This is a genomic window from Pseudomonas sp. FEN, assembly GCF_904067045.1.
Taxonomy (GTDB): Bacteria; Pseudomonadota; Gammaproteobacteria; order Pseudomonadales; family Pseudomonadaceae; genus Aquipseudomonas.
Map to the genome: position 1 here is coordinate 476,997 of NZ_CAJFDC010000012.1, position 25,370 is coordinate 502,366.

A 25,370-nucleotide genomic window follows, 5' to 3' on the forward strand; every position below is an offset into this window, starting at 1 on the left:
TTGCCAGCAAAACTTCTATATAAAAACATTTATATACAACGTTAATGGATGAACTATTGAGCGACTTTCACAAAGCTATACCCCCTGCCCATTGAAACCACCAGCGGCTCGCCCCATCTAATTGGCATACATCACTGTGCAGGTGCCTCATGAGCGAGCAGCAGGAATTCCCTGAACATCCGACCCTACAGGCCGACACCGAACACACCGTTGACGATGCCCCCGCCACAAGCGCCGCCGGCAAAGGCTTGGCGCTGCCTGGGCAGAATCTGCCGGACAAGGTCTATATCATTCCGATTCACAACCGCCCGTTCTTCCCGGCCCAGGTGCTGCCGGTGATCGTCAATGAAGAACCCTGGGCCGAAACCCTGGAACTGGTGAGCAAGTCCGATCACCACTGCCTGGCGTTGTTCTTCATGGACACACCCAGCGAAGACACCCGCCATTTCGACACCCAGGCCCTGCCCGAGTATGGCACCCTGGTGAAGGTCCACCATGCCAGTCGCGAAGCTGGCAAACTGCAATTTGTCGCCCAGGGCCTGACCCGGGTGCGCATTCGCACCTGGCTCAAGCACCATCGCCCCCCCTACCTGGTGGAGGTCGAATACCCGCACCAGCCGAGCGAGCCGACCGACGAGGTCAAGGCCTACGGCATGGCCCTGATCAATGCGATCAAGGAGTTGTTGCCGCTCAATCCGCTGTACAGCGAAGAGCTGAAGAATTATCTCAACCGCTTCAGTCCCAACGATCCATCGCCGCTGACCGATTTCGCCGCCGCCCTGACCTCGGCGACCGGCAACGAGCTGCAGGAAGTACTCGACTGCGTGCCGATGCTCAAGCGCATGGAAAAAGTCCTGCCGATGCTGCGCAAGGAAGTCGAAGTCGCGCGGCTGCAAAAGGAAATCTCCGCCGAGGTGAACCGCAAGATCGGCGAGCATCAGCGCGAGTTCTTCCTCAAGGAACAGCTCAAGGTCATCCAGCAGGAGCTGGGGCTGACCAAGGACGACCGCAGCGCCGATGTCGAACAGTTCGAACAGCGCTTGCAGGACAAGGTCCTGCCGGCTCAAGCACAAAAGCGTATCAGCGAGGAAATGAACAAACTGTCGATCCTCGAGACCGGTTCGCCGGAATACGCTGTCACCCGCAACTACCTGGAATGGGCCACCGCCCTGCCCTGGGGGGTGTATGGCGAGGACAAGCTCGACCTCAAGCATGCGCGCAAGGTGCTCGACCAGCATCATGCCGGCCTGGATGACATCAAGGCGCGGATTCTCGAATTCCTCGCGGTCGGCGCCTACAAGGGTGAGATCAGCGGTTCCATCGTCCTGTTGGTGGGACCACCGGGGGTGGGCAAGACCAGCGTCGGCAAATCCATCGCCGAATCCCTTGGGCGACCGTTCTATCGTTTCAGCGTCGGCGGCATGCGCGACGAGGCCGAGATCAAGGGCCACCGTCGCACCTACATCGGCGCCCAGCCGGGCAAGCTGGTGCAGGCGTTGAAAGAGGTCGAGGTGATGAACCCGGTGATCATGCTCGACGAGATCGACAAGATGGGTCAGAGCTACCAGGGCGACCCGGCGTCGGCGCTGCTGGAAACCCTCGACCCGGAACAGAACGTGGATTTCCTCGACCACTACCTGGACCTGCGCCTGGATCTGTCCAAGGTGCTGTTCATCTGCACCGCCAACACCCTGGACTCGATCCCCGGGCCCTTGTTGGACCGGATGGAAGTAATCCGCCTGTCGGGCTATATCACCGAGGAAAAGCTCGCCATCGCCAAGCGCCACCTGTGGCCCAAGCAGTTGGAAAAGGCCGGCGTCAACAAAAACCGCCTGAGCATCAGCGACGGAGCCTTGCGCGCGGTGATCGACGGTTACGCCCGGGAAGCCGGGGTGCGTCAGTTGGAGAAGCAACTGGGCAAACTGGTGCGCAAGGCCGTGGTCAAGTTGCTGGATGCTCCGGACACGGCGATCAAGATCGGCAACAAGGATCTCGAAGCCTCGCTGGGCATGCCGGTATTCCGCAACGAGCAGGTACTGTCCGGGGTCGGCGTGATCACCGGCCTGGCCTGGACCAGCATGGGCGGCGCCACCTTGCCGATCGAAGCGACACGTATCCACACGCTCAACCGTGGCTTCAAACTCACTGGGCAGTTGGGTGAGGTGATGAAGGAGTCGGCGGAGATTGCCTATAGCTATGTCAGCTCGCACCTCAAGCAGTTTGGCGGCGATCCGGAGTTCTTCGACAAGGCTTTCGTGCACCTGCATGTACCGGAAGGCGCCACACCGAAAGACGGCCCGAGCGCCGGGGTGACCATGGCCAGCGCGCTGCTGTCCCTGGCGCGCAACCAGCCGCCGAAAAAAGGCGTGGCGATGACCGGCGAACTGACGTTGACCGGGCATGTGTTGCCGATTGGCGGGGTGCGGGAAAAGGTCATTGCGGCGCGGCGGCAGAAGCTCTTCGAACTGATCCTGCCGGACGCCAACCGTGGGCATTTCGAGGAGTTGCCGGATTACCTGAAGGAAGGCATCACGGTGCACTTCGCCAAGCGTTTCTCGGATGTGGCGAAGATCTTGTTCTAAGCAGCAGGCATCTGGCTTGCCGGCGAGTTTTTTGGCGGCCTCACGGGCCTCTTCGCGAGCAAGCTCTGCTCCTACAGGATGATGTCGTGCGCGGATGTCGTGTTCGACAGTGAACTGCAGGAGCAGGGCTCGTCGGATCGCCGCACCGCCGCGAAGCTTTTGGCGGCCTCACGGGCCTCTTCGCGAGCAAGCTCGCTCCTACAGGAGCCTATTCAGTCTTGATTCACAGGCATTGGTGCAAGTTCGGCTCCACAGGTTATGCTCGGTCATCGTTGTAATGATTGGAGACACTATGACCCCGACTCGCCTGCTGCTGCCGTTAAGCCTTGCACTGCTCGCCGCCTGTGCCCAGCAACCGCGCCAGAACGTGACGCTGGATAAACAAAGTGACTGCCCGATGCAACTCAAGACCGGGCAAACCATGATCCTCAGCCTGCCCAGCAACCCCACCACCGGCTATCGCTGGGCCATCCAGGATTCGGCGGGCGGAGTGCTGAAAAGCCTTGGGCCGGAGGTCTACCATAATCCGGACGACAGCGGCCTGGTGGGCAGCGGAGGCCAATCGAGCTGGCGCTTCCAGGCCTTTGCCGCCGGCACCGGGCGCTTGCGCCTGACCTACCAGCAACCCTGGGAACCGGAAGCGGAGCCGGCCCAAAGCTTCGACTGCCCGATCACGGTGAACTGACATGCCCTGGCTGATCCTCGCCCTGATGGGCGCCGCCGCGTTCCTCTACGGGGTCAGCATCGAGTCGCCACTGCTGTGTCTGCTGACCAAACCGGTGCCGGTGCTGGCCCTGCTCGGCTGGTTGCACGATGCACCGGTGGGTGACTATCGCCGCTGGATCGGCCTGGGCCTGATCTTTTCCCTGCTGGGAGATGTACTGCTGGCCTGGCCGGGGGATCTGTTCGTGTTCGGCTTGGCGGCATTCCTGGTCGCGCACCTGGCTTATCTCAAGGCCTATTTGAGCGACTGTCGGCGGCTGGCGCCCCTGCCCTTGCTGCTGGCCCTGCTGATCGGCGCCGGGTTGCTCGGCATTCTGATGTCCAAGGGCCTGGGCGACCTGCTGATCCCGGTCACGATTTATGCATTGGCCATCAGCGCCATGCTCTGGCGCGCCCTGGCCCGCCTGGGCACCGACGTGCCCAGGCGCTCCGCCCTGTTGGCGGCCGCTGGCGCACTGAGCTTCGTCTTCTCCGACAGCCTGATCGGCATTGATCGCTTCGTGGTCAAGTTCGCCGCCGCGCCGCACCTGATCATTATTGCCTACTGGCTGGGACAGTGGGGCATTGCGGCCTCTGCCTTCAGCCAAAAGCCGCGCTGAGCGGGCCATTTGCTGTCTAGCACGGGCTTGTGGCGAGCGGGCTTGTCGGGACGCCACAGGACCGCACCCGGCTTTAAATTTCCTTAGCTGAATGGCAGTACAGTTGGCTTGGCGTTTTATCCGACAAAGCGCGCATCGCGACGCCAACTTGGCTAAAATGCCGGCCTTTTCAGTATCCGCCGGAACCGTCGTGAGCAAAGAACCCGATCGCCTTTTCGCCCAACCCCTGGCCCAGGTGCCGGACTTCGTCTTCAACGAAGACGTGGTGCGGGTCTTCCCGGACATGATCAAGCGCTCGGTGCCCGGCTACCCGACCATTGTCGAGAACCTCGGCGTGCTGGCCGCACAGTTCGCCCAGCCGCACAGCGTGCTCTACGACCTCGGCAGTTCCCTCGGCGCGGTGACCCAAGCCCTGCGCCGCCACGTGCGCAGCGATGGTTGCAAGGTCATCGCGGTGGATAACTCCGCGGCCATGGTCGAACGCTGCCGCCAATACCTCAACGGCCAGGACTCGATGTTCCAGGAGCTGCTGCCGGTGGAGGTGATCGAGGGCGATATCCTCGCCCTGGAATTCCAGCCAGCCTCGGTGGTGGCGCTGAACTTCACCCTGCAATTCATCGCCCCCGAACAACGCCTGGCCCTGCTCGGGCGCATCCGCCAGGCCTTGTTGCCCGGCGGCGCGCTGATCCTCTCGGAGAAACTGCGCTTCAATGACGGCGAAGAACAGGCGCTGCTCAGCGACCTGCACGTCGCCTTCAAACGCGCCAATGGCTACAGCGAACTGGAAATCGCCCAGAAGCGCAGCGCCATCGAAAACGTAATGAAACCCGATAGCCTCGAAGAACACCGCGAACGCCTGCTGGCGGCGGGTTTCTCGAAAGTCGTGCCGTGGTTCCAATGCCTTAATTTTGCCTCGTTGATTGCCCTGCCATGATTGATCTGTCCCCCCTCGCCCGCCGTCTGGCGCACACCCCGCTGGCTGAATGGGCCGCAAGCCTGCAAACGCAACTCGATGCCAGGATGGAAAAAGGTCACGGTGACCTGGAGCGCTGGCAGAGTGCGCTCGATGCCCTGCCGAAGATCCAGCCGACACAGGTCGATCTGCTGAACGGCCTGACCCTGGACAGCGATTGCGACGACGCCACCCGCGCCCAGATGCACACCGCGCTGATCGGTTTGTGCCCATGGCGCAAAGGCCCGTTCGACCTGTTCGGCGTGCATGTCGACACCGAATGGCGCTCGGACTGGAAATGGTCGCGGGTCGCCCCGCACCTCGACCTCAAGGGCAAGCGCATTCTCGATGTCGGCTGCGGCAACGGCTATTACATGTGGCGCATGCTCGGCGCCGGCGCGGACACGGTGATCGGCGTCGATCCGAACTGGCTGTTCTTCTGTCAATTCCAGGCGGTACAGCGCTACTTGTCAGAGCCGTCGGCCTGGCACCTGCCGTTCCCCTTCGAGGACCTGCCAGCCAATCTGGAAGGCTTCGACACGGTGTTTTCCATGGGCGTGTTCTACCATCGGCGCTCGCCCATCGAGCATTTGCTGGCGCTCAAGGACTGTCTGGTCAAGGGCGGCGAACTGGTGCTGGAAACCCTGGTGGTGGAAGGCGACGCGAATCAGGTGCTGGTGCCGGAGGACCGTTATGCACAGATGCGCAATGTCTGGTTCCTGCCATCGGTGCCGGCGCTGGAGCGCTGGTTGCGGCGTGCCGGGTTCAGCGATGTGCGCTGTGTCGATGTGAGCGTGACCACGGTGCAGGAACAGCGCGGGACCGAGTGGATGAAATACCAGTCGCTGAGCGACTTCCTCGACCCCGAGGATCACAGCAAGACCATCGAAGGGCTGCCGGCGCCGATGCGGGCGGTGATGGTCGCCCGTAAGTAGGCGCACACCTGACAAGCCCGCTCGCCACACATCCCAGTTCCGCACATAAGTCCGTTCTGGCTTAAGGTCTAGCCCGGCGGGCCTTGAAGAACTCGCTGAGGATCGCCCCGCACTCCTCGGCCAGGACCCCGCCTTCGAACAACACCCGGTGATTCAGAAACTCCTGGGTAAAGAACTGCCCCTGGCTCTGCACGATCCCGGCCTTGGGCTCCAGCGCGCCATAGACCACCCGCGCGATCCGCGAATGCACGATCAACCCGGCGCACATGCTGCACGGCTCCAGGGTCACGTACAGCGTACTGCCCGGCAGCCGATAGTTATCGACGGCCTGGGCGGCGGCACGAATGGCGACCATCTCGGCATGCGCGCTCGGATCGCTGCCACTGATCGGGCAATTGAAACCCCGCCCGATGATCTCGCCATCCTGCACCAGCACCGCGCCCACCGGCACCTCGCCCAACAGCGCGCCTTGAGCGGCCAGCGCCAGGGCTTCACGCATGAAGTCCTGGTCGCGACTGCGGTCGATGATCGGCGCGGGCCGTATCTGGCGCATCAAGCCACCTCGATCGCGGCCATCAGGCCGGTTTCCATATGATCGATCACATGGCAATGGAACATCCACAGCCCCGGGTTATCCGCAACCAACGCCACCCGCGCCCGCTCGTTCTTGCCCAGCAGGTAGGTATCGGTGAAATACGGCATGATCGCCTTGCGGTTCGAGGCGATGACCTTGAAGCTCATACCGTGCAAGTGGATCGGGTGCTGATACTGGGTCATGTTCTTCAATTCGAAAATATAGCTCTTGCCCTTCACCAGCTTGGCGATGGGCCGGTCGGCGCAGGTTTTGTCGGTGATGTCCCAGGCTTTGCCATTGATCTGCCAGAGGCTGGGGGGCTGGCCATTATCGACGTTCACCGAAACCGAGCCAACCCATTCGAAATTGAAGTTGAGCTTCTCGGCATTCGCCAGGTCCGGCTCGGCCAGCGGATTGGCCGGCAAGGCCTTCGGCCAATCCGCCGATGTGCCGCTGGCAGCCACCGAACGAAAGGTCGCCAGACGCACCGGACCGTTGCGCAGGGACAACTCCTCACCAGCCGGCGGTGCCTTGATCGCCAGGCAAATACGCATCCCCGGCCCCAGCCAGTACTCCTTGCCCAGCGGCCGCGGCTTGATCGGGTTGCCATCCAGCGCATAGATCCGCGCCTCGACCCCGGGGATATTGAGGCGATAGGTCAGGGTGTTGTCGAGGTTGAGCAGGCGGACCCGGGTAATCTGCCCGGCCGGCAAATCGATCACGGCTTGCGATACGCCGTTGACGGTCGACAGGCGCCCCGCCGTCCCTCCACGAGCGGCTTCACGGGGAATACTGAAAGGCACGAAAGCGCCGTTTTCATCCACGTGCCAGCTTTTCAGGCTCAAGGTCCGCTCATGCTGGAAACCGGTGGGTTCGCGCTCTTCGACAATCAGCGGACCAACCAGGCCGCGCCCCAGTTCTTCACTGCTGTTGACGTGGGGGTGATACCAGTAGCTGCCCGCATCCGGGACGCGGAATTTGTAGTCGAAATATTCGCCGGGCAGCACCGGCAGTTGCGACACGTAAGGCACACCGTCCATTTCCAGCGGCAGGCGGATACCGTGCCAGTGAATGGTGGTGGCCACCGGCAACTGGTTGATAAAGCGCACCCGCAGCCACTCGCCCTGGCGCACCCGCAGCTCGCTGCCCGGTGCCGAAGGGCCGAACGCCCAGGCCGGGGTCTTATGCCCGGCCACCAGTTCGACATCCAGGGGCGCGGCGATCAGTTCATAGTCATGGCCGGCTTTGACGTCGGCCATTTTCCCCAACCAGTAACGCGCCGCGCCGCCGGCGCCAACGCCGACCACTGCAAGACCGGCCAGTCCACCGAGTATCTGTCGACGGGTAAAGGACATGAACGCAACCACCTCACCTATTCAGCCACACGCCAGGGCGCGCAAAAGGCGAATACGATACACCCGCAGTTGCGAAACAGTAAGGAAATCAGTCCAGTCCCAGCAACAAATGGACCACGCCACCGGCCAGGATCATCACCCCGGCGACACCCGCCGCACGCAGCGCCGGCTGATCGACCTGAGCGCTGTCATTCAATGCCACGCGCAGACGTGTCAATGCCAGGCGCTGGTGGGACTTGAGATTGCCCTCGCCCCCCAGGGCGGCGACGATCTCCGGCCGTAGTGCCTGTTCGGCCCTGGAAACCGCTGTACGCGGTTGATCCGGCACCAGGTCTGGCGTCAGGGCTTTCCAGAACGCCTGCTGAAATTTCTCGAACATGTTCAGTTCTCCAGAACCCGCGGCTGCAGCGCCGTGGCGTGTTGATGATCGAGCAGGGCTTCACGCACCTGCCCGGCGTTTTCCAGGCCGAGCATCCGCTGGGCCAGGACCTGGCACTCCAGTAGCCCGACCTCACGGACCGCCGCCTTGATCGCCGGGATCAACGGCACGCTGACCGACAATTCATCCACGCCCAGCCCCAGCAACACCGGCACCGCCAGCGCCTCGGACGCCAGCGCGCCACACACGCTGACCGGCTTGCCATGGGAGTGGGCGGCTTTCACCGTCGCGGCAATCAAGCGCAATACCGCCGGGTGCAGGCTGTCGGCCTGACTCGCCAATTGCGGGTGGTCACGGTCCATGGCCAGGGTGTACTGGGTCAGGTCATTGGTGCCGATGGAAAAGAAGTCCACTTCGGGGGCGAACAGGTCGGCCATCAGGGCCGCCGCCGGCACCTCGATCATGACCCCCAGCTTCGGCAACACCTTGAGTCCCAACGCCAGGGCTTCGTCCTCGAGGAACTGCCGCGCCTGCCGCAACTCGGACAACTGGGTGATCATCGGCAGCATGATGTGCAACCGCGTCAGCCCGGCACAGGTGAGTATCGCCCGCAGTTGCTGGCGCAGCAGTTCCGGGCGTTGCAGGCACAGGCGAATCCCGCGCATGCCGAGAAAGGGGTTGGCTTCGCTGTCCATCGGCACGTAGGCCAGGGGCTTGTCGCCGCCGACGTCGAGGGTGCGTACCACCAGATTGCGCTCCGCCCCCAGGGCACGGGCAATCGCCGCATAGGTCGCGCCCTGCTCCTCGACTCCCGGCGCGCTCTGGCGCTCCAGATAGAGAAACTCGGAACGCAGCAAGCCGACCCCTTCAGCGCCCAGGGTCAGTGACTGCTCCACCTCTTGCAAGGACGCGACGTTGGCACTGACCTCGACATGATGACCGTCACGGGTGCGGGCCGCCTCCCCCGCCTGTTCCGTCTCGCGCTGGCGGCGCTGGTGTTGCTGCTGGCGCTGGACCAGCAGACGCTGGACGTCGGCATCTTCCGGCATCAGGTGCAAGCGCCCGAGGTCGGCATCGAGCAGTACCGGGGTGCCGCCGGGGACCTTCAGGACCTCGGCGGGCAAGCCGCACAGAGCCGGCAAGCCGAATGCCCGGGCCAGGATCGCCACATGGCTGGTGGCACCGCCACCAACCGTGACGAAGCCGAGGACCTTGCGGGTATCGAGCCCCGCCGTTTGCGATGGGGTCAGTTGCTCGGCAATCAGGATCGCGTCATCCGGCAGCTCGACGACGCGCTCCCGGACCCCGAGAATCAGTCGCAGAACGCGCTGGCCGACATCCTGCAGATCCAGCGCGCGCTCGGCCAGCAAACTGCTGCCCAGGCGCTCGAACAACGCACAGGTGTCCTCGGTGACCTGGCGCCAGGCGAACGCCGCGCTTTTGCCCTGGGTCAACAGCGCCTGGGCCTGCTCCAGCAGGCTCGGGTCTTCCAGCAACTCCTGGTGCGCGCGGAAAATCTGTGCCTGGGCACTGCCTTCGGCGCGATCGCGCAGGACCTGCAAGGCCTGGGTCGCCTCGTTCAGAGCACGTTCAAGCAAGGCGCGCTCATGGGGTTCGTCGGCCGCGACCTCCGCAACTTCGAGGCGCTGTTCGGCCACCTGCACCACCCGACCGAACGCCGATCCCGGCGACGCACAAACGCCGCGCAACCAGGTCGGCGAAGAGGTCTGCAACACGACCGGGGCATCCATCGGCACCGCAGGTCCGACCGCTTCACCGCAGCCATCGACCAACAGTGCCGCCAGCGCGTCAATGGCGGCCTGGGCATCCTTGCCTATCGCACTGACCTGCAACACATCGCCCCGCACCGTCTGCAAGGCCATGATCGCCACCAGCGACTTGGCGTTCGCGCTGTCCTGGCGCCGATGCAGGCAGATACTCGCGGCAAAGCCCTTGGCCGCCTGGGCCAGCACTGCCGCCGGGCGCGCGTGCAGGCCATTGGCATTGGCCAGGGTCACGGGGCTGGAGAACAACGCCTCGCCCTGCTCTTCCACCACCGCGTCCGCCGCGCAAGCATTGCGCTCGATGCGCAGCAGCGGTTCGCCGCTTTCAACCAGGCCACTGGCCGGTGCCAGGCGGCTGAAGGTCTCACCACTGACTACCAGCACCAGGGTCAACAGGCTGCGGGCGTGCAAGGCAATGTAGTCGGCGTCGAACTCGATCAACGCCTGGCCGAGCGTGACCCGCTCGCCCTCGCGGACCCGGGCGGTGAAGCCCTGGCCTTGCAGCTGCACGGTGTCCAGGCCGATATGCATCAGCACCTGTACCCCTTGGTCATCGGTAATGCTGATGGCGTGGCCACTGGCCTGGAGATTGCTCACCACCCCGGCCAACGGCGCGCGGAGCACCGCGGAGGTCGGGTCGATGCACAGGCCATCGCCGATCATGCGACTGGAGAACACCGGATCAGGCACCTGATCCAGCTCGATCAGCACCCCGGACAGGGGCGCGAGCAGTTCCAGGGAAGGGGTTGCGGTCATGACATCACCTTTATCATTGTTCTTTGACGTTCCGGCACGGCGCAAGCCCCGCCAGCATAGGACTTACTTCCACCAGTACTCGACCTGCACACCGAAATTGGAGCCATGCAGGGCGCTGCCGAAAGCCCCCGTGTCGGACACCGCCGACCCCGCCGCCAACTCATTGGCCGCCCGCTGGGCCGCCGCGTTCCAACTGGCATAGGTGTAATAGATACGGACCTCGGGGCGCGCCCAGAAATCCGCGCCCTTGGGCGACCAGGTCGGGGCAAAGGTGAACTTGCTGAGTTTTCGGGTACCGCCCGCGGCCTCGATCTGGTCATGGCCGAGTTCGCCCACCAGCTTGAACTGCTCGGTAATCGCATAGGACGGACGCACCCCGAGGGACATCCAGGTCTGGCCCTGACCGTCGGGGCGGATATCCTTCTGGTACACGGCCTCGATCTGCCCGCCAAAGCGCGGTGTTACCTGCCAGTCGAAAAATTCGACAGCGCGGTAGCTCTTGTTGCTGCTGTCCAGGCGGGTGTCGCCGGTGTAGCCCAGCCCAGTGCCCGGCCCCTCGCCGTATTGCAGGGCGAACTTGTTCTTGCCGCCGAGGAAGTTCTTCTGCACATGTTGCGTGGTGATCGCCCAACCCTGATGGGTATCGCGGCGATTCGGCGCATCGAGGTAACTGACACCGAACTCCAGTTCGCCGTCGGTATTGGTCTTGAAGCCAGCGACGTTGAAGTCGTGCCGGTTGATGTAGTCTTTCTGATACAGGTTGTCCTTGCGCGAAAAGGCGTAGCTGTATTTCAGATCGCCGATCTTCACGTCCTCGATACCGCCGCCGGTGCCGCTCTGGTTCCAGTAGTAGAAGTCGGAGATATGGATGTCATTGCGTTTGTAGTAACGACGTCCGGCCCACAGCGAACCGCCGTTGAGCGAGGGCATGTTCGACCACTGCGCGTACATCTGCGGCATGCGCGCGGTGCCGTTGTCACCGTCGAAACTGGGGTTGTGATCGTACTTGTTGTAGAGCGAGGCCATCCCATCGACGCTGAACACCGAACCGTCGTCGAGGGTCAGCAGGTCCTGGCGCAACTCCAGCTCCGCGTACTGTTCACACTCGTTGCCCAGGCGATATTTGGAGGGCGCGCCGGGCAACTGGAAACAGCTTTGCGAAGCACTGTTGACCGAACTGCCCATGCCGCTGCGCAAGTAGCCGGCGAACTCCAGGGCCTGGGCCGAGAACGGCAATCCCAGGCACACACAAGACACCGCGAGATGACGATTTATTGTTGTTTTCATTGGCTCCCCCATTATTTTTATTGTGTATTGGTGCTGGATTATCGGGCGCAGCCTTCCCACGCACGATGTGCTGCGAACAGCTTTGAATGAACGAAACGTCCTATTTTTCTGACAGATGCAGCACAAAGGACTCGTAAGGTCGTAGTGACAGTTGTCGACTACACGACGGGCACTCGTTGTAGTTGCCGATCACCAGGCGCTGGCTCTGGCCGTCGATGAAAATGTCCTCGGGTAATTCAACTTCGCAGTCCTGGGCATAGAAGTTGTTGACCACCAGCAGACGCTCGCCCCGCCCTTCGCGCACATAGGCCCAGACCCGTGGATGTTCGGGCAACAACTGGCGATAGACGCCGTCCACCATCAGCGCTTCGCTGCGCCGCAGGGCGATCAGGGCACGATAGTGATGCAGTACCGAGCCGGTATCGTCGAACTGTTGCTCGACGTTGATCCGCGCCGCGTTCGCCGGCAGGTCGATCCAGGGCCGTGCGCTGCTGAAACCGGCATTCGGTCCGGCGCTCCATTGCATCGGCGTGCGGCCGTTGTCCCGGGATTTCTGCATGATCGCCGCCATGCCCAGGGCTTCGGACTCGCCGGCTTCGCGATTGATCCGGTAGATGTTCAGGGTTTCGACATCGCGGTACTGCTCGATGGAGGCGAAACCCGGATTGGTCATGCCCAGTTCTTCACCCTGGTAGATGTACGGCGTGCCCTGGAGAAAATGCAACGCGGTGGCGAGCATCTTCGCCGACAGCTCCCGGTATTCACCGTCATGACCGAAGCGCGAAACCACCCGGGGTTGGTCGTGGTTACACCAGAACAGCGCATTCCAGCCGCCACCGGCCTGCATGCCGGTCTGCCAGTCGGAAAGGATGCGCTTGAGTTCGAGGAAGTCGAAATCGGCGCGAACCCATTTTTCCATGTTCGGGTAATCGACCTTCAGGTGGTGGAAGTTGAAGGTCATCGACAGTTCGCGGGACTCGGGCCGCGAATAGCGGATGCAATGCGCCAGGCTGGTGGAGGACATTTCGCCGACGTTGATCAGGTCATGACCTTCGAACACCTCGCGGTGCATTTCCCGCAGGTAGTCGTGCACGTTCGGGCCATCGGTGTAGAAACGACGGCCGTCGCTGGCGTCCTCGGGAAAGTCGGCCGGCTTGGAAATCAGGTTGATCACGTCCAGGCGGAAGCCGCCGACGCCCTTGTCACGCCAGAAGCGCATCATCTTGAACACTTCCTGGCGCACCAGGGGATTGTCCCAGTTCAGGTCGGCCTGGGTATGGTCGAACAGGTGCAGGTAATACTGGCCGGTCTGGGCCTCGTATTCCCAGGCATTGCCGCCGAACTTCGACTGCCAGTTGTTCGGCTGGTCGCGCCAGATGTAGAAGTCCCGGTACGGGTTGTCGAGGCTGCTGCGGGCCTGACGGAACCATTCGTGCTCGATGGAGGTGTGGTTGACCACGATATCGAGCATCAGCTTGATGCCGCGCTTGGCGGCTTCGGCGATCAGCAAGTCGCAGTCGGCCATGGTCCCGTAGCTCGGGTCGATGGCGTAGTAGTCGCTGATGTCGTAGCCGTTGTCGCGTTGCGGCGAGCGCAGGAACGGCGTGATCCACAGGCAATCGACGCCCAGCCACTGGAGGTAGTCGAGCTTGTCGACCACGCCCAGCAGATCGCCGGTGGCCTGGCCTGAATGGCTGTAGAAACTTTTCGGGTAGATCTGGTAGATCACCGAACGCTGCCAGTCTTGCATGGGTACTCCTGATACTTTCAGTCAACTTGAACCTGCGCACTCATGAACACCGCGAACCTGTAGGAGCAGAGCTTGCTCGCGAGGGGGCCCTCCAGATCGCTAGAAGCTTCGCGGGCCAGCTCCGCTCCCACACCAGCTCTGCGCCTATAAGGGACCGTGTTCAACCAGCCCGACACCTTCAGGCGACGCGGTAGCCGGGGCGGATGATTTTCATGCTCAACCCGCAGGTCAGCAGGAACGGCACGACCATGGCGATAACCATGCCGACGATGAACGTCGGGATGTATTGCGGAATGATCGAGATAAAGCCCGGCAAGCCACCCACGCCAATGGCCGAGGCCTGGATCTTGTTCAGCGACAGGAAGATGCTGCCCAGCGCCGAACCGATCAGCGCGGCATAGAACGGGAACTTGTAGCGCAGGTTGACGCCGAACATCGCCGGTTCCGTGATACCGAAGTAGGCGGAAATCGCCGAGGTCGACGCCATGCTGCGCTCCCGCGCATTGCGGCTCATGTAGAACACCGCGAGTGCCGCACTGCCCTGGGCCAGGTTGGACATGACGATCATCGGCCAGATAAAGGTGCCGCCCTGGGTGGCGATCAGTTGCAGGTCCACCGCCAGGAACATGTGGTGCATGCCGGTGATCACCAGGGGCGCGTAGAGCAGGCCGAAGATCGCGCCGCCGAGTACCGGCGCCACATTGAACAGCATGACCACGCCTTCGGTGATCAGGATGCCCAGGTGACGGGTCACCGGGCCAATGATCGCCAGGGCCAGCACGCCGGTGACGACGATGGTGGTAATCGGCACCACCAACAATTGAATGGCATTCGGCACCCGCGCCCGCAACCACTTCTCGATGACGCTCATGACATAGGCGGCCATCAGGATCGGCAGGATCTGCCCCTGGTAGCCGACCTTCTCGATACGCAACCAGCCGAAGATGTCGAAGTACGGCAGGCTCTGCCCGTCCAGGCCGGCGACCGCCTTGCCGTAGTTCCAGGCATTGAGCAGGTCGGGGTGCACCAGCATCAGGCCGAGCACGATGCCGAGGATTTCACTGCCGCCAAACCGCTTGGCCGCCGACCAGCCGACCAGGGCCGGGAGGAACACGAAGGCGGTGTTGGCCATCAGGTTGATCAGGCTCCACACGCCGTCCAGCGATGGGTAGGCCTCGAGCAAGGTCTTGTCCGCGATGAACATGCCCTTGGCGCCCATGAGGTTGTTCACCCCCATCAGCAGGCCGGCAATGATCAGCGCCGGCAGGATCGGCATGAACACATCGGAAAATACCCGCACCAGACGCTGCATGGCGTTGGTCTTGCCGGCGCCCTTCTGCTTGACGTCGGCGATGGTCGCGGCGGCCATCCCGGTGATCTCGCGCAAGGCCGCGTAGACTCTTTCCACTTCCCCCGGACCGATGACGATCTGGAACAAGCCGCCGGTAAAGAAGCTGCCTTTCACCAGGTCGATGCGGGACAACGCGGCCTTGTCGACCCGGCTCGGGTCCTTGAGAGCCAGGCGCAGACGGGTGACACAGTGAGCGGCCTGCTCGAGGTTTTCGGCGCCACCGAGGCCTTGCAGCAGCTCGCGGGCGATATTCGGATAGTCGTGGCTCATGCTTTTCTTCCACTGTTTCTTGTTATTGGAGGGGGTTGGCAGCACACAGGAAAGAAAAATACTCGTCTGTACGAGTTAAAGCAATAACTCGTACAGACGAGTTACCAATTTATCGCTAAAGGATCCGACAAATGGACAAAGCCCCCGACCTGCCCTTAAGGTTCCAGGTCCAGGACATCGCGCCGGCTACCTTGTTGGCGAGCACTTTCGATCCAGAGCGCAGAGCATGAGCAAATACAACCAGATCTACAGTGATCTGCTTGCCAGCATTACCACCGAGCAATTGGAGAAAGGTGCCCGGCTACCGTCGGAAACCGAACTGATGGACCGCTACCAGGCCAGCCGCGGCACCGTGCGCAAGGCCATCGAGCAATTGCAGGAGCGCGGTTTCGCGCAGAAGATCCATGGCAAGGGCACGTTCGTGCTGTCCCGTAGCCCGATCGAGTTTCAACTGGGGGGAATCGTCAGTTTCCAGGAAGCTCATTCCAGCCTGGGCAGCAACATTGGTACCGAAGTGGTGGAGTTCAGCGAGATCGCCCTTGAAGGCCCGCTTCAGGAGCGCCTGGATGCCGAACCGGGCAGTTCGGTGATTCGCATCAAGCGGGTGCGGCGTATCGACGGCAAGCGGATCATTCTCGACATCAACTATTTCATCGCCGACCTGATTCCCGGCCTGACCCGGGAGATCGCCGAGCAGTCGATCTATGCCTATATCGAAAAAACCCTGCAACTGAGCATCAGCTTCGCCCAGCGCACCATCGAGGCGGCCCGTTGCAGCCGGGACGACCTGCTGCACCTGGACCTGGATGGGGCCAGCCACGTGATCGTGGTGAAGAACCAGACGTTCCTGCAGGATGGCCGGCAGTTCGAATACACCGAGTCGCGGCACACCCTGGACAAGTTCTACTTTTCCGACGTGGCAAGACGCTGAGTCGGCGCCCTGCCATGGCTCACAGCACCAGCGCCAGCCACTCGGGGTTCACCGCGCCAAGCTTGCTGGAGGCTTTCGTGAGATTGATATCCTGGGCCGCCTGCGCGGTTTCAATCATCAGGGGCTCAAGGTCATAACCCCGGCCTTCGAGCCAAACCAGGACTTCCGCCAGGTGCCAGACGGAAGCGCTGCCTTCGTGGACCGCCAACGGAAATGACGCGCCATGACTGAGCATGAGTTTGCGCATGTTCTGCCGCGAAACGCCGACGATATCGGCGATATCCGAAAGGCCGACCAGATCGGGCACAACCTCGATAAGGCGGGCATCGGGAATGGCGCGCTTGACGTCCTGCAAGGCGCTGAGCAATGCCTGAGCGGCGCTGTCGGCATCTCGGGAGAACTTCAGTGCCAGCCTTCCAGGGATTCCGCAGCCGATCAGCGAGTCATCGCAACCGTTCTCCAATAGAAGCTCGATCAACACGTCATGATCGTTGTTTTGCTCCGAGAGCTGGTATCTCAAAGTGAATTCATACTCCTGCATGTTTCTACTCCTTAAGCGTTGCGCTCAGAGGACCATCACTGGCGCGGTTCAGGTCGCAGTTGTCAACAGCCAGCCGCAATTCACGGGCATGCCTGTATACGTTACGTGGAGTGCTATAAACGCCCGTCATGCAAAACTCGCCACATCGACACAACTCACTATTGAGCGGGCAGTACATCCGGCCCCAGGCATGCGAACCACCCACTTTGATTCGCCAGCCAAATTCCTCTGCATAACGCAGTACGTTCTCGATCTCCTTGATCGGGTGTCTTGCTCTAGCCATCCATAGCCTCCAGTCTTGCGCCATGCGCAAAGGTTGTCAACTGACAACCAAATCCATTTATCGACAAAAAATGACTCTTTCGGCACTTCAATTTCATGCCGATTTCTTGAGTGTAGGGAGGGTTGGAGCCGAGGCTGAACGAGGTATTTACCAGGTGTTGCTTGAGCAAGCTGATATCGGCTCGCTACTCCAACGGCATTGATTGATAAAGATCAACTCCATGGGCAGCGGTTAATTGGCATGATTCATTGAAAACAGACTGACCCGGATGTTCCCGGGACACCGCCGATGAAAGCGCGTGTTCCAGCTTCCTTCTTGCCGTTCGGCAGGTGCATGTTCGCGGCCCAAGCGATGTTTCACATCCCACCTCACGCCCAAGGATCCGATCGTGACGACCCTCCCGAACAGCGATGCAAACTCCTCCTGGCGACGTATTGCCAAAAGGGCCCTTCTCATCCTGGGCATAGCGCTGGCAGCCGGTGCCGGCGGCACCTGGTACTGGTGGCAGAGCCAGCAGGGCAAGCTGCCCGAGGGGCTTGTATCGGGGAACGGACGTATCGAGTCCGACCAGGTCGACATTGCCGCGAAGTTGGCCGGGCGGATTCGGGAGGTGCTCGTCCAGGAAGGTGACCTTGTCACGCCGGGACAAGTGCTCGCCCGCATCGATACCACGGAGTTGCAGGCACAACGCGCAAAGTACGTCGCCGACGTGGCTTCCGAGGAAGCCTCGACGCTCGAGGCCAAGGCAACCGTCGCGCAACGGCAAGCCGAACTGATCCTCAAGAAAGCCAATCTTCGCCGGGCCCTCAAGCTCATCGAAACCGGAGCGATCAGCCAGGAGGACCGTGATTCGGCGCAGGGCAACCATGACTCCGCGCGGGCCGTCCTTGAGGCCGCGCAGAGAACCGTGACAGCGCATGAGCGCTCGGTCGTGGCCGCGCAAGCACTCGTCGATCAGATCGACGCCCAGATCGCCGATACCGTTCTCCTCGCACCGGTGCGAGGCCGTGTCCTCTATCGGCTGGCCAATCCCGGGGAAGTCCTTGCGGCGGGCGGCAAGGTCCTGACAATCGTCAATCTGTCGGAGATCTACATGGAGATCTATCTCCCCTCCGAACAGGTCATGCGCATACCGATCGGATCGCAGGCACGGATTCAGTTCGACGGTGCCGATTTCGCCGTCCCGGCCAAAGTGAGCTTCGTGTCTCCGGAGGCTCAGTTCACCCCCAAGCAGGTCGAAACGCGCAGCGAGCGCGACAAGCTGATGTTCCGGGTCAAACTGCGCATTCCGCCAAGCCTCATCGAGCGTCACGTCGAACAGGTGAAAACGGGGGCCCGTGGCGTCGGTTATGTGCGCCTCGATCCGAACCCACCCCATTGGCCGGACAGCCTGCAAAAGCGCATCCAGGGTGATCCTGTCGATGCAGGGGATTGACGATGGAGGACCGCACCCCGCTGATCGCCGAGGTTTGCGCCGTGAGCCATGCCTATGGCAAGGTCCGCGCGCTCGATGATGTCGCGCTCGAACTGCCGAGCGGGCGGATGGCGGGGGTCATCGGTCCTGATGGTGCCGGCAAGTCGACGCTTCTCGGCCTGATCGCCGGAGCGCGCAAGCTGCAGGACGGATCGGTCACGGTCCTCGGCGGCAGCATGGGCAATGCGCGGCATCGTCATTCCGTCTGCACGCGCATTGCCTATATGCCGCAAGGACTCGGCAAGAACCTCTACCAGGAGATCAGCGTCCGCGAGAACCTGGCCTTCTTCGGGACTCTCTTCGGTCTGTCCGCATCGGAATGTCAAGCGCGCACGCGGCGCCTGGCTGCCGCAACCGGCCTGCTCGCCTTTCTCGATCGGCCCGCCGAAAAGCTGTCGGGCGGCATGAAGCAAAAGCTCGGCCTGTGCTGCGCGCTCATTCACGACCCCGATCTGCTCATTCTCGACGAACCAACGACCGGGGTCGATCCGCTGTCGCGTCGACAGTTCTGGAATCTTATCGCTGATCTGCGGCGCGAGCGGCCGACGATGAGCGTCCTCGTCTCCACCGCCTACATGGATGAGGCAAGCTATTGCGATTGGCTCATCGTCATGGATCGCGCCAAAGTGCTTGCCTGCGGCACCGCGGATGAACTGCGCGCGAAAACTGGCGAACAGGACCTCGAAGCGGTCTTTGTCGCCCTGCAACCGGGACAGAAATCGGCGTCTCGGCGCTTCGTCATTCCGCCCCGCAAACCGAGCACGGAAGCGCCGGTGATTGTCGCGAAGAATTTGACCTGCCGTTTCGGCAGTTTCACCGCGGTCGATCGCGCCAGCTTCGCCATCGAGCGCGGAGAGATCTTCGGCTTCCTCGGCTCGAACGGCAGCGGCAAGACCACGACCATGAAGATGCTGACCGGGCTGCTGGCGCCGAGCGAAGGAGAGGCCGAGGTGTGCGGAAAGCCGGTCGATGCCAACGACCTGTCGATTCGCCAGCGCGTCGGCTTCATGTCGCAATCGTTCTCGCTCTACGGCGAACTCAGCGTGCGGCAAAACCTCCTTCTGCACGCCCGACTGTTTCATCTGGCCGCGGATCACGCCAAGGAGCGTATCGCCCAGCTCCTGGTCGATGTCGGTCTTGTCGAGTATGCCGACGCGCAAGCCAGTTCACTGCCACTCGGGGTGCGGCAACGTCTTTCCCTGGCGGTGGCGATCGTGCACGATCCTGAACTGCTGATCCTCGACGAGCCAACGTCAGGGGTCGATCCACAGGCCCGCGACGAATTCTGGCGTCTGCTCGGCGATCTCTCGCGAACCCGCAATGTCACGATCTTCGTCTCCACGCATTTCATGAGCGAGGCACTGCGCTGCGATCGCATCTCCTTGATGCATGCGGGGCGCGTCCTCGTCTGCGACACACCGCAGAACGTCATCGCCGCCAAAGGTGGCGCGGATCTCGAGGAGGCGTTCATCGCCTATATCGAGGACGCCGAGGCATCTTCGTCCACGCCCGACACGGCGACGGCCGAGGGCGAGCCCCTGCGAAAAGTCGAGGCGGCGGCGCCCCGCCGCTCGACCTTCATGCCACTGCGACGCCTCCTCGCCTATGCCAAGTGCGAGACGCTGTCGCTTATGCGCGATCCGGTGCGGCTCGTCTTCGCCTTCCTCGGCTCTTTCATCATGCTGTTGATCTTCGGCTTCGGTGTCTCCAGCGACGTGACCAATCTCACCTACGCGGCGTTTGACCACGATGACACACCAGAGAGCCGGGCCTATCTGGCCAACTACTCGAGTTCTCAATCCTTCACCGAAAAAGCGCCGATCCACAGCGTCGATGAAATGCAGCAGCGCCTCAAATCAAACGACATCACGCTTGCCATCGAGATTCCGCCGAACTTCGGCCGCTTGCTCAAGCGCGGCTCGGACTGGCAGATAGCGGCCTGGATCGATGGCGCCAACACCTCGCGCGCCGCGACCATCGAGGGCTATGTCCAGCAGGCGCACAATCTCTTCTCCGAACAGCGAAACCGGGAGTCCAGCACCCCGCTGAGCTCGTCCCCGACAACCCGCATCGCGATCCGCTACCGCTACAACCCGACGGCCGAGAGCATCTATTCGATCGGGCCGGCGGTGCCGGGCATGTTGCTCATGATGTTTCTCGCCATTCTGATGGCCGTCAGCGTTGCCCGTGAAAAAGAGATCGGTACGATCACGAACTTCTACGCCACGCCCACCACCCGGTTGGAGTTCCTGATCGGCAAGCAACTGCCCTACATCGGCGTCGGCATGATCAACTTCTTCATCATGACCGCGACGGTGCTGTTGCTCTTCAAGGTCCCGCTCAAGGGCGACGGTCTCACCCTGGCCCTCGGTGCATTTCTCTATGTGGCGGCGGCCACCGGCTACGGGCTGTTCATCTCGACCTTCACCTCGAGCCAGGTCGCGGCGGTGTTCGCCGGAGCGGTACTGTCATTGCTGCCGACCATGCAGTTCTCCGGCATGATGCAGCCGGTCTCGACGCTGGAGGGTGGCGCGCGCCTCATGGGGTCGCTCTGGCCGACGAGCTATTACATGCATATGAGCGTCGGCGCGTTCACCAAGGGGCTTGGCTTGCGCGACATGGCTACCGACCTGTTGACGCTGGCCCTGTTCTGTCCGGCCTTCCTGTTGCTGTCCGCGCTCTTCTTGCGCAAACAGGAGAAATAAGGTGCGCAGTCTCGCCAACATATTCTGGCTCGGTACCAAGGAGCTGCGCACCCTGTCGAAGGACATGATGATGATCCTCTTCATGATCTGGTCCTTCGGCGTCAGCATCTATACGCAGTCGACCGGAGCCGGCGAAACCATCAACAACGCCTCCGTGGCGATTATCGACGAAGACAATTCCAGCCTCTCGCGATCGATTGCCGGACTGTTCTATCCACCCTACTTCCAGACGGTCAAAACGATCAGCGCCGCCGATATCGATCGCTCCATGGACCAGGGGCTCTACACCTTTGTCGTCGTCATTCCCCCACGGTTTGAAGCGGATGTGCGCAAGGGACGCGATATCGAAGTCCAGGTCAACGTGGACGCTACCGCGGTCCAACAAGCCTCCCTGGGCGCGGGCTATATCCAGAACATCGTGACCGACGAGGTCAAGCGCTACCGACAGGACACGGTGCAAACCAGCGGCCTGACCTCCGATCTCGTCATCCGCCGCGCCTTCAATCCGAACGGCACGCAATCCTGGTTCCGCGCGATCGTCGGCCTTGCCGATCAGCTGTCGATGTTGATCATTATCCTGACCGGCGCGGCGCTCTTGCGCGAGCGGGAACACGGCACGATCGAGCACCTGCTGGTGATGCCGCTGACGGCCTTCGAGATTGCGCTCGCCAAGGTGTGGTCGAATGGCTTGGTGATCATCGTCAGCTTCATCTGCTCGCTGTTATTCGTGGTCGAGGGTCTGCTCGACGTTCCCATTGCCGGCTCGCGCGGTCTCCTGTTGCTTGGGACCGTCATCTACGTCTTCGCCACGGCGGCTATCGGCATCTTCCTCGGCACACTCGCGCGCACCATGGCGCAATTCGCCCTGCTGATGATGATGGTGGTGATGCCGATGATGATGTTGTCGGGCGGTATGTCGCCGATCGAGAGCCAGCCGCAATGGGTCCAGTACGTGACCTGGCTTTTCCCGTCACGGCACTATGTGAGCTTCATGCAGGCGATTGTTTATCGAGGGGCGGGGCTCGATATCGTCTGGAAAGAGTTCATCACGGTACTGGTGATGGGGGTGACGTTTCTCGCGGTGAGTTTGGTGCTGTTCCGTCGGTCTGTTGCGAGCTTGCGTTAGCTATGGACCGTCGTGCCTGAGAGACGCTTCATAGTTAGAGCGCCCGGGCATTCGACGAGCGCCCAGTTCTCGCCCGGAATGATCCACTTGATGTCTTCGGCGACCAGCGCCAGCAGCCCCGCCTTGGCGCCGTGGGCGATGGCGGCGAAGAAGTCCTTCACGGTCTGGATGTTCTTCTCGATACTCATGGGAGTTCCTCCATTTCGCACGGATCGGATCACCACGCCCACCGGGCGCTCCGAACGATCGAACGGAGCGCCCGGTGGGCGTGGTGCATCAGAGTTGTGCCAGGCCGCCGTCTACGGCGACTTCGCTGGCGGTCATGAAACTGCTGTCCGACGACGCGAGAAAGGCGGCCACGGCCCCGATCTCAGCGGGATCGGCCATGCGCTGGAGCGGAGTCATGGCACCGTAGGCCTTCTGACCCTCCTCGCCCAGCGCCTCCTTTGCGAGTTCAGTCGCCGTCGCGCCGGGCGACAGCACGTTGACCCGGATGCCGGTGCCCTTCAGGTCCTCAGCCCAGGTCCGCGCGAGGTTGCGCACTGCCGCCTTGCTCGCGCTGTAGGCAGTGAATCCCGGAGCGCCGGTGGTGCCGGCGCTCGATCCGGTCAGGATGATCGAGGCGCCCTGGCCCATCAGCGGCAGCGCCTTCTGGACCGTGAAGATCGTCCCCTTCACATTGGTGTCGAAGGTTTCGTCAATGTGTTCGGCGGTGATCTTGCCGAGCGCAAGCGGACCGCCCGTCCCGGCATTGGCGAAAACGATGTCGAGGGTTCCGCGCTCGGCCTTCACCGCCGCGTAGAGGCGATCAAGATCGGCCTCATCCGAGACCGAGCCCTTCACCGCGCGGGCATTGGGTCCGAGTTCGGCCACAGCGGCATCGAGTGCCTCCTGCCGACGGCCGAAGATGAAGACGAAGGCGCCCTCCTCGATGAAGCGCTGTGCCGCCGCGCGGCCGATGCCGGTAGCGCCGCCGGTGATCACGGCGGTCTTTCCATTCAGTCTGGTCATGAAGTGCATCCTTCCTAAGCGTTGTACGCAAGCAGGGAACTGCTTGCTTGAGGACTAGGATGCGACCCTGATAACCTAAGGACAAGTATGCACCTTTTGGTAAGTATAAAAATGACGAGCTCTTCTGAAGTCTGCGGTACCGGTTGCGGGCTGAACGCCACGCTGCGCATCATCTCGGGCAAGTGGAAACCGCTGGTCCTGTTTTTCCTGCGCGACGGTCCGAAGCGCTACGGCGAGCTCAAGCGTTTGATCCCGGGCGTCAGCGACAAGGTGCTGATCCAGCAATTGAAGGATCTGGAAGCCGATCGCGTGCTGGTGCGGACCGACTACAAGGAGGTGCCGCCGCGCGTGGACTACGCGCTGACCCCACTCGGTCGCAGCTTGGCTGACGCGATCATGCCGCTGTGCACCTGGGGGACCGAGAACGCGGCGGAAATGGCAAGCATCTTCGCCAAACGCGATGCTTTGCCCTAGCGGGATGCTGAAGAACCGCTGAGTCGGATGGTGATGCACAAAGCTGCCAGGATTTGCCAGACCCAAAAAGCCGAAAGCCCGCAATTACGCGGGCTTCAGGGTGTTTCTTGCTAGTTGGTGTCGGTCAGTGCCGGATGACCAATCATTCCCACTCTATCATCAATGGACGGCTGAAGCCCCTGTAAATAGGATTATCTAGAGGTGTAGTAATGGAAAGACCATGAGAGATGCCATGACACAGCCGCAACCCGCTCAAAAAATAGGGTTTGCCTCTTTCATGGCAAAGGCAGCGATAGCTGCCGCTCTAGAATGGCCAACTCTTCCGCATCACCATCACAAACAATCTCGGCCAGCAGCTCTGCCGCATACGCCGGATCAGCCCGGAAAAGCTCTGCCATTGCCTCATCGTGACTACGGTCTTTCATCAGTCGCCCCTAAATCGTAGATACCCTCAAGCCCCAAGAATAGCCTGCTCAGGCCACTTCAAAACCGTCCAACGTTGGCCGGTATTGCATGTCCGACTGACAGAATCGGTCAAAAGCGGTCTGTAAGCGTCCACGAATACGAAACAATGGGCGGTCTAATGATCGCACCAGTATCCATGTGTAGCGCTGGCTAGTACAGGTTTAGCCAGCGCAATTGACTAGCACTAAGTGCTACATAAGGCTGAGACCGGCGACATCCTTATGTAGTCAGGTCGCAGAAATGACATATGCCGAATTTATCTTCTCCATCACCTTCTGCGCCTTGGTTAAAGCGCAAATAATACGCTGATAGTGGCTTAGGTCCTCGTACTGAGCACCTGCCCAACTCGATCCTTCAGCCATTTTTGAGCGGGACTGTAACCTCCAACATTATAATTCCAAATGGTTTCAGGGATGCCCGAAAAATACTGGCTTTCATTAATCCATACACGCCCAAGCTTTAATTTTTTGTCCGTTATCTCAAAATCTTTAACACCTATTTTTCTCGTAATCAAACCGCTTCCAGCTTGCGAAAAACAAACTGTCGGATCCCAATCACCAGTATCCGACATAAGATGGATAGTCCGCAATTTCTTACCAAGCTGAACGAAACTGAAAAAATCTTTTTTGCTTTCAGGGTAAGGAACTCTAGGAAAGTCAACCTTTAAAAATGGCCGATACTGCTTAAGATAAGGTTCGCAATGAAGATATGCATATATATAATCCACCACGTCGACAGGCGAAAATGAACCTTTGGAATCAGTCGGCTCTGGACTAAAATCTAATTTTGTCGCAGATGCGAGCTCACTAACTATATCTTCATTAAAATTTGGAGTGCGGGCTATATTTCCATCTGAGTCGCTGTCGAGATATAGATAAATTGGAAAAACATAGCAATTATCCAAAGAGGATATAAGGCTTTTGCTAACTAGATTTTCCGCAACCCAGTAAGTGTCGCTATTATCCCGATTCATACGACAAGATATGAATGCAAGATTGTCTTCCATCTCTAGATGCCTCATGATTTTCTTCTGAGGGCTTGCGTAAAATCCTCGTGAATTCCC

General features: G+C 61.1%; 23 protein-coding genes. 10 read left to right on the forward strand and 13 right to left on the reverse strand.

All coding sequences use genetic code 11. The annotated features are described in order from the left end of the window. Positions 1-149: 149 nt before the first annotated feature. The 5 genes from lon to cmoB all read left to right on the forward strand — a co-directional run bounded on the left by lon (position 150) and on the right by cmoB (position 5,791). On the forward strand, positions 150-2,582 hold the full coding sequence (gene lon, locus PFEN_RS14310) for an endopeptidase La (RefSeq protein ID WP_224770959.1): 2,433 nt from the start codon (positions 150-152) through the stop codon (positions 2,580-2,582). A gap of 292 nt (positions 2,583-2,874) precedes the next feature. Next, the gene (locus PFEN_RS14315; RefSeq protein WP_191487458.1) at positions 2,875-3,267 is read left to right on the forward strand and encodes a protease inhibitor I42 family protein; all 393 of its coding nucleotides are present in this window, start codon (positions 2,875-2,877) and stop codon (positions 3,265-3,267) included. A gap of 1 nt (position 3,268) precedes the next feature. Continuing rightward, positions 3,269-3,904, forward strand: coding sequence for a lysoplasmalogenase (locus PFEN_RS14320; RefSeq protein WP_191487459.1), 636 nt, complete (start codon positions 3,269-3,271; stop codon positions 3,902-3,904). 190 nt (positions 3,905-4,094) lie between these two features. Then, entirely contained in the window at positions 4,095-4,838 is a 744-nt protein-coding gene (gene cmoA / locus PFEN_RS14325; protein ID WP_191487460.1) for a carboxy-S-adenosyl-L-methionine synthase CmoA, read from the forward strand. Next, complete coding sequence (cmoB, locus tag PFEN_RS14330; RefSeq protein ID WP_191487461.1) at positions 4,835-5,791, forward strand: tRNA 5-methoxyuridine(34)/uridine 5-oxyacetic acid(34) synthase CmoB; 957 nt, start codon at positions 4,835-4,837, stop codon at positions 5,789-5,791. Before cmoA ends, cmoB begins: the two co-directional genes overlap by 4 nt. A 61-nt stretch (positions 5,792-5,852) precedes the next feature. On the opposite strand, the gene tadA is transcribed toward cmoB, so the two are convergent. From tadA to treP, 7 genes are all read right to left on the reverse strand, one after another. Beyond that, positions 5,853-6,344, reverse strand: coding sequence for a tRNA adenosine(34) deaminase TadA (tadA, locus tag PFEN_RS14335; RefSeq protein ID WP_191487462.1), 492 nt, complete (start codon positions 6,342-6,344; stop codon positions 5,853-5,855). Next, complete coding sequence (locus PFEN_RS14340; protein ID WP_191487463.1) at positions 6,344-7,720, reverse strand: multicopper oxidase family protein; 1,377 nt, start codon at positions 7,718-7,720, stop codon at positions 6,344-6,346. The genes tadA and PFEN_RS14340 overlap by 1 nt, the downstream gene beginning before the upstream one ends. Before the next feature lie 88 nt (positions 7,721-7,808). Further along, entirely contained in the window at positions 7,809-8,099 is a 291-nt protein-coding gene (locus PFEN_RS14345; RefSeq protein WP_191487464.1) for a PTS transporter subunit EIIB, read from the reverse strand. 2 nt (positions 8,100-8,101) lie between these two features. Beyond that, positions 8,102-10,639, reverse strand: a complete 2,538-nt coding sequence (gene ptsP / locus PFEN_RS14350) for a phosphoenolpyruvate--protein phosphotransferase (RefSeq protein WP_191487465.1) — start codon at positions 10,637-10,639, stop codon at positions 8,102-8,104. 63 nt (positions 10,640-10,702) lie between these two features. After that, positions 10,703-11,926: a maltoporin gene (locus PFEN_RS14355; RefSeq protein WP_191487466.1), complete on the reverse strand. Its 1,224-nt coding sequence runs from the start codon at positions 11,924-11,926 to the stop codon at positions 10,703-10,705. A 100-nt stretch (positions 11,927-12,026) separates the two neighbouring features. Beyond that, positions 12,027-13,676, reverse strand: a complete 1,650-nt coding sequence (treC, locus tag PFEN_RS14360; protein WP_191487467.1) for an alpha,alpha-phosphotrehalase — start codon at positions 13,674-13,676, stop codon at positions 12,027-12,029. Positions 13,677-13,854: 178 nt separating this feature from the next. After that, entirely contained in the window at positions 13,855-15,297 is a 1,443-nt protein-coding gene (gene treP / locus PFEN_RS14365; RefSeq protein ID WP_191487468.1) for a PTS system trehalose-specific EIIBC component, read from the reverse strand. A 226-nt stretch (positions 15,298-15,523) separates the two neighbouring features. Here treP and treR point away from each other — a divergent pair, with 226 nt between their 5' ends. Then, on the forward strand, positions 15,524-16,228 hold the full coding sequence (treR, locus tag PFEN_RS14370) for a trehalose operon repressor (RefSeq protein ID WP_191487469.1): 705 nt from the start codon (positions 15,524-15,526) through the stop codon (positions 16,226-16,228). Positions 16,229-16,247: 19 nt separating this feature from the next. Here the strand turns inward: treR and PFEN_RS14375 are convergent, their stop codons facing one another. Next, the gene (locus PFEN_RS14375) at positions 16,248-16,769 is read right to left on the reverse strand and encodes a helix-turn-helix transcriptional regulator (protein WP_191487470.1); all 522 of its coding nucleotides are present in this window, start codon (positions 16,767-16,769) and stop codon (positions 16,248-16,250) included. 4 nt (positions 16,770-16,773) lie between these two features. Continuing rightward, on the reverse strand, positions 16,774-17,052 hold the full coding sequence (locus PFEN_RS30625; protein WP_224770960.1) for a hypothetical protein: 279 nt from the start codon (positions 17,050-17,052) through the stop codon (positions 16,774-16,776). A gap of 388 nt (positions 17,053-17,440) precedes the next feature. Between PFEN_RS30625 and PFEN_RS14380 the strand changes: the two genes are divergently transcribed. The 3 genes from PFEN_RS14380 to PFEN_RS14390 are packed head-to-tail and all read left to right on the forward strand — an operon-like array spanning position 17,441 to position 22,357. Beyond that, positions 17,441-18,487, forward strand: a complete 1,047-nt coding sequence (locus PFEN_RS14380; protein ID WP_191487471.1) for an HlyD family secretion protein — start codon at positions 17,441-17,443, stop codon at positions 18,485-18,487. Positions 18,488-18,489: 2 nt separating this feature from the next. Beyond that, positions 18,490-21,231, forward strand: a complete 2,742-nt coding sequence (gene rbbA, locus PFEN_RS14385) for a ribosome-associated ATPase/putative transporter RbbA (RefSeq protein ID WP_191487472.1) — start codon at positions 18,490-18,492, stop codon at positions 21,229-21,231. 1 nt (position 21,232) lies between these two features. Continuing rightward, positions 21,233-22,357 carry an ABC transporter permease gene (locus PFEN_RS14390; protein WP_191487473.1) on the forward strand — a complete coding sequence of 375 codons (1,125 nt, stop codon included), beginning with the start codon at positions 21,233-21,235 and terminating at the stop codon, positions 22,355-22,357. Here PFEN_RS14390 and PFEN_RS14395 read toward each other — a convergent pair. Both PFEN_RS14395 and PFEN_RS14400 read right to left on the reverse strand, forming a co-directional pair. Further along, the gene (locus tag PFEN_RS14395) at positions 22,354-22,545 is read right to left on the reverse strand and encodes a nuclear transport factor 2 family protein (protein ID WP_224770961.1); all 192 of its coding nucleotides are present in this window, start codon (positions 22,543-22,545) and stop codon (positions 22,354-22,356) included. The genes PFEN_RS14390 and PFEN_RS14395 overlap by 4 nt on opposite strands. Before the next feature lie 88 nt (positions 22,546-22,633). Continuing rightward, positions 22,634-23,368, reverse strand: coding sequence for an SDR family NAD(P)-dependent oxidoreductase (locus tag PFEN_RS14400; RefSeq protein ID WP_191487474.1), 735 nt, complete (start codon positions 23,366-23,368; stop codon positions 22,634-22,636). A 111-nt stretch (positions 23,369-23,479) separates the two neighbouring features. On the opposite strand from PFEN_RS14400, the gene PFEN_RS14405 reads away from it, so the two are divergent. Continuing rightward, positions 23,480-23,842, forward strand: a complete 363-nt coding sequence (locus PFEN_RS14405) for a winged helix-turn-helix transcriptional regulator (RefSeq protein WP_191487475.1) — start codon at positions 23,480-23,482, stop codon at positions 23,840-23,842. Positions 23,843-24,117: 275 nt separating this feature from the next. Here the strand turns inward: PFEN_RS14405 and PFEN_RS14410 are convergent, their stop codons facing one another. Beyond that, entirely contained in the window at positions 24,118-24,267 is a 150-nt protein-coding gene (locus PFEN_RS14410; RefSeq protein ID WP_183143758.1) for a hypothetical protein, read from the reverse strand. Positions 24,268-24,623: 356 nt separating this feature from the next. Next, positions 24,624-25,370 (reverse strand): type ISP restriction/modification enzyme (locus PFEN_RS14415; RefSeq protein WP_318192843.1); only part of this gene is annotated, 747 nt, incomplete at its 5' end.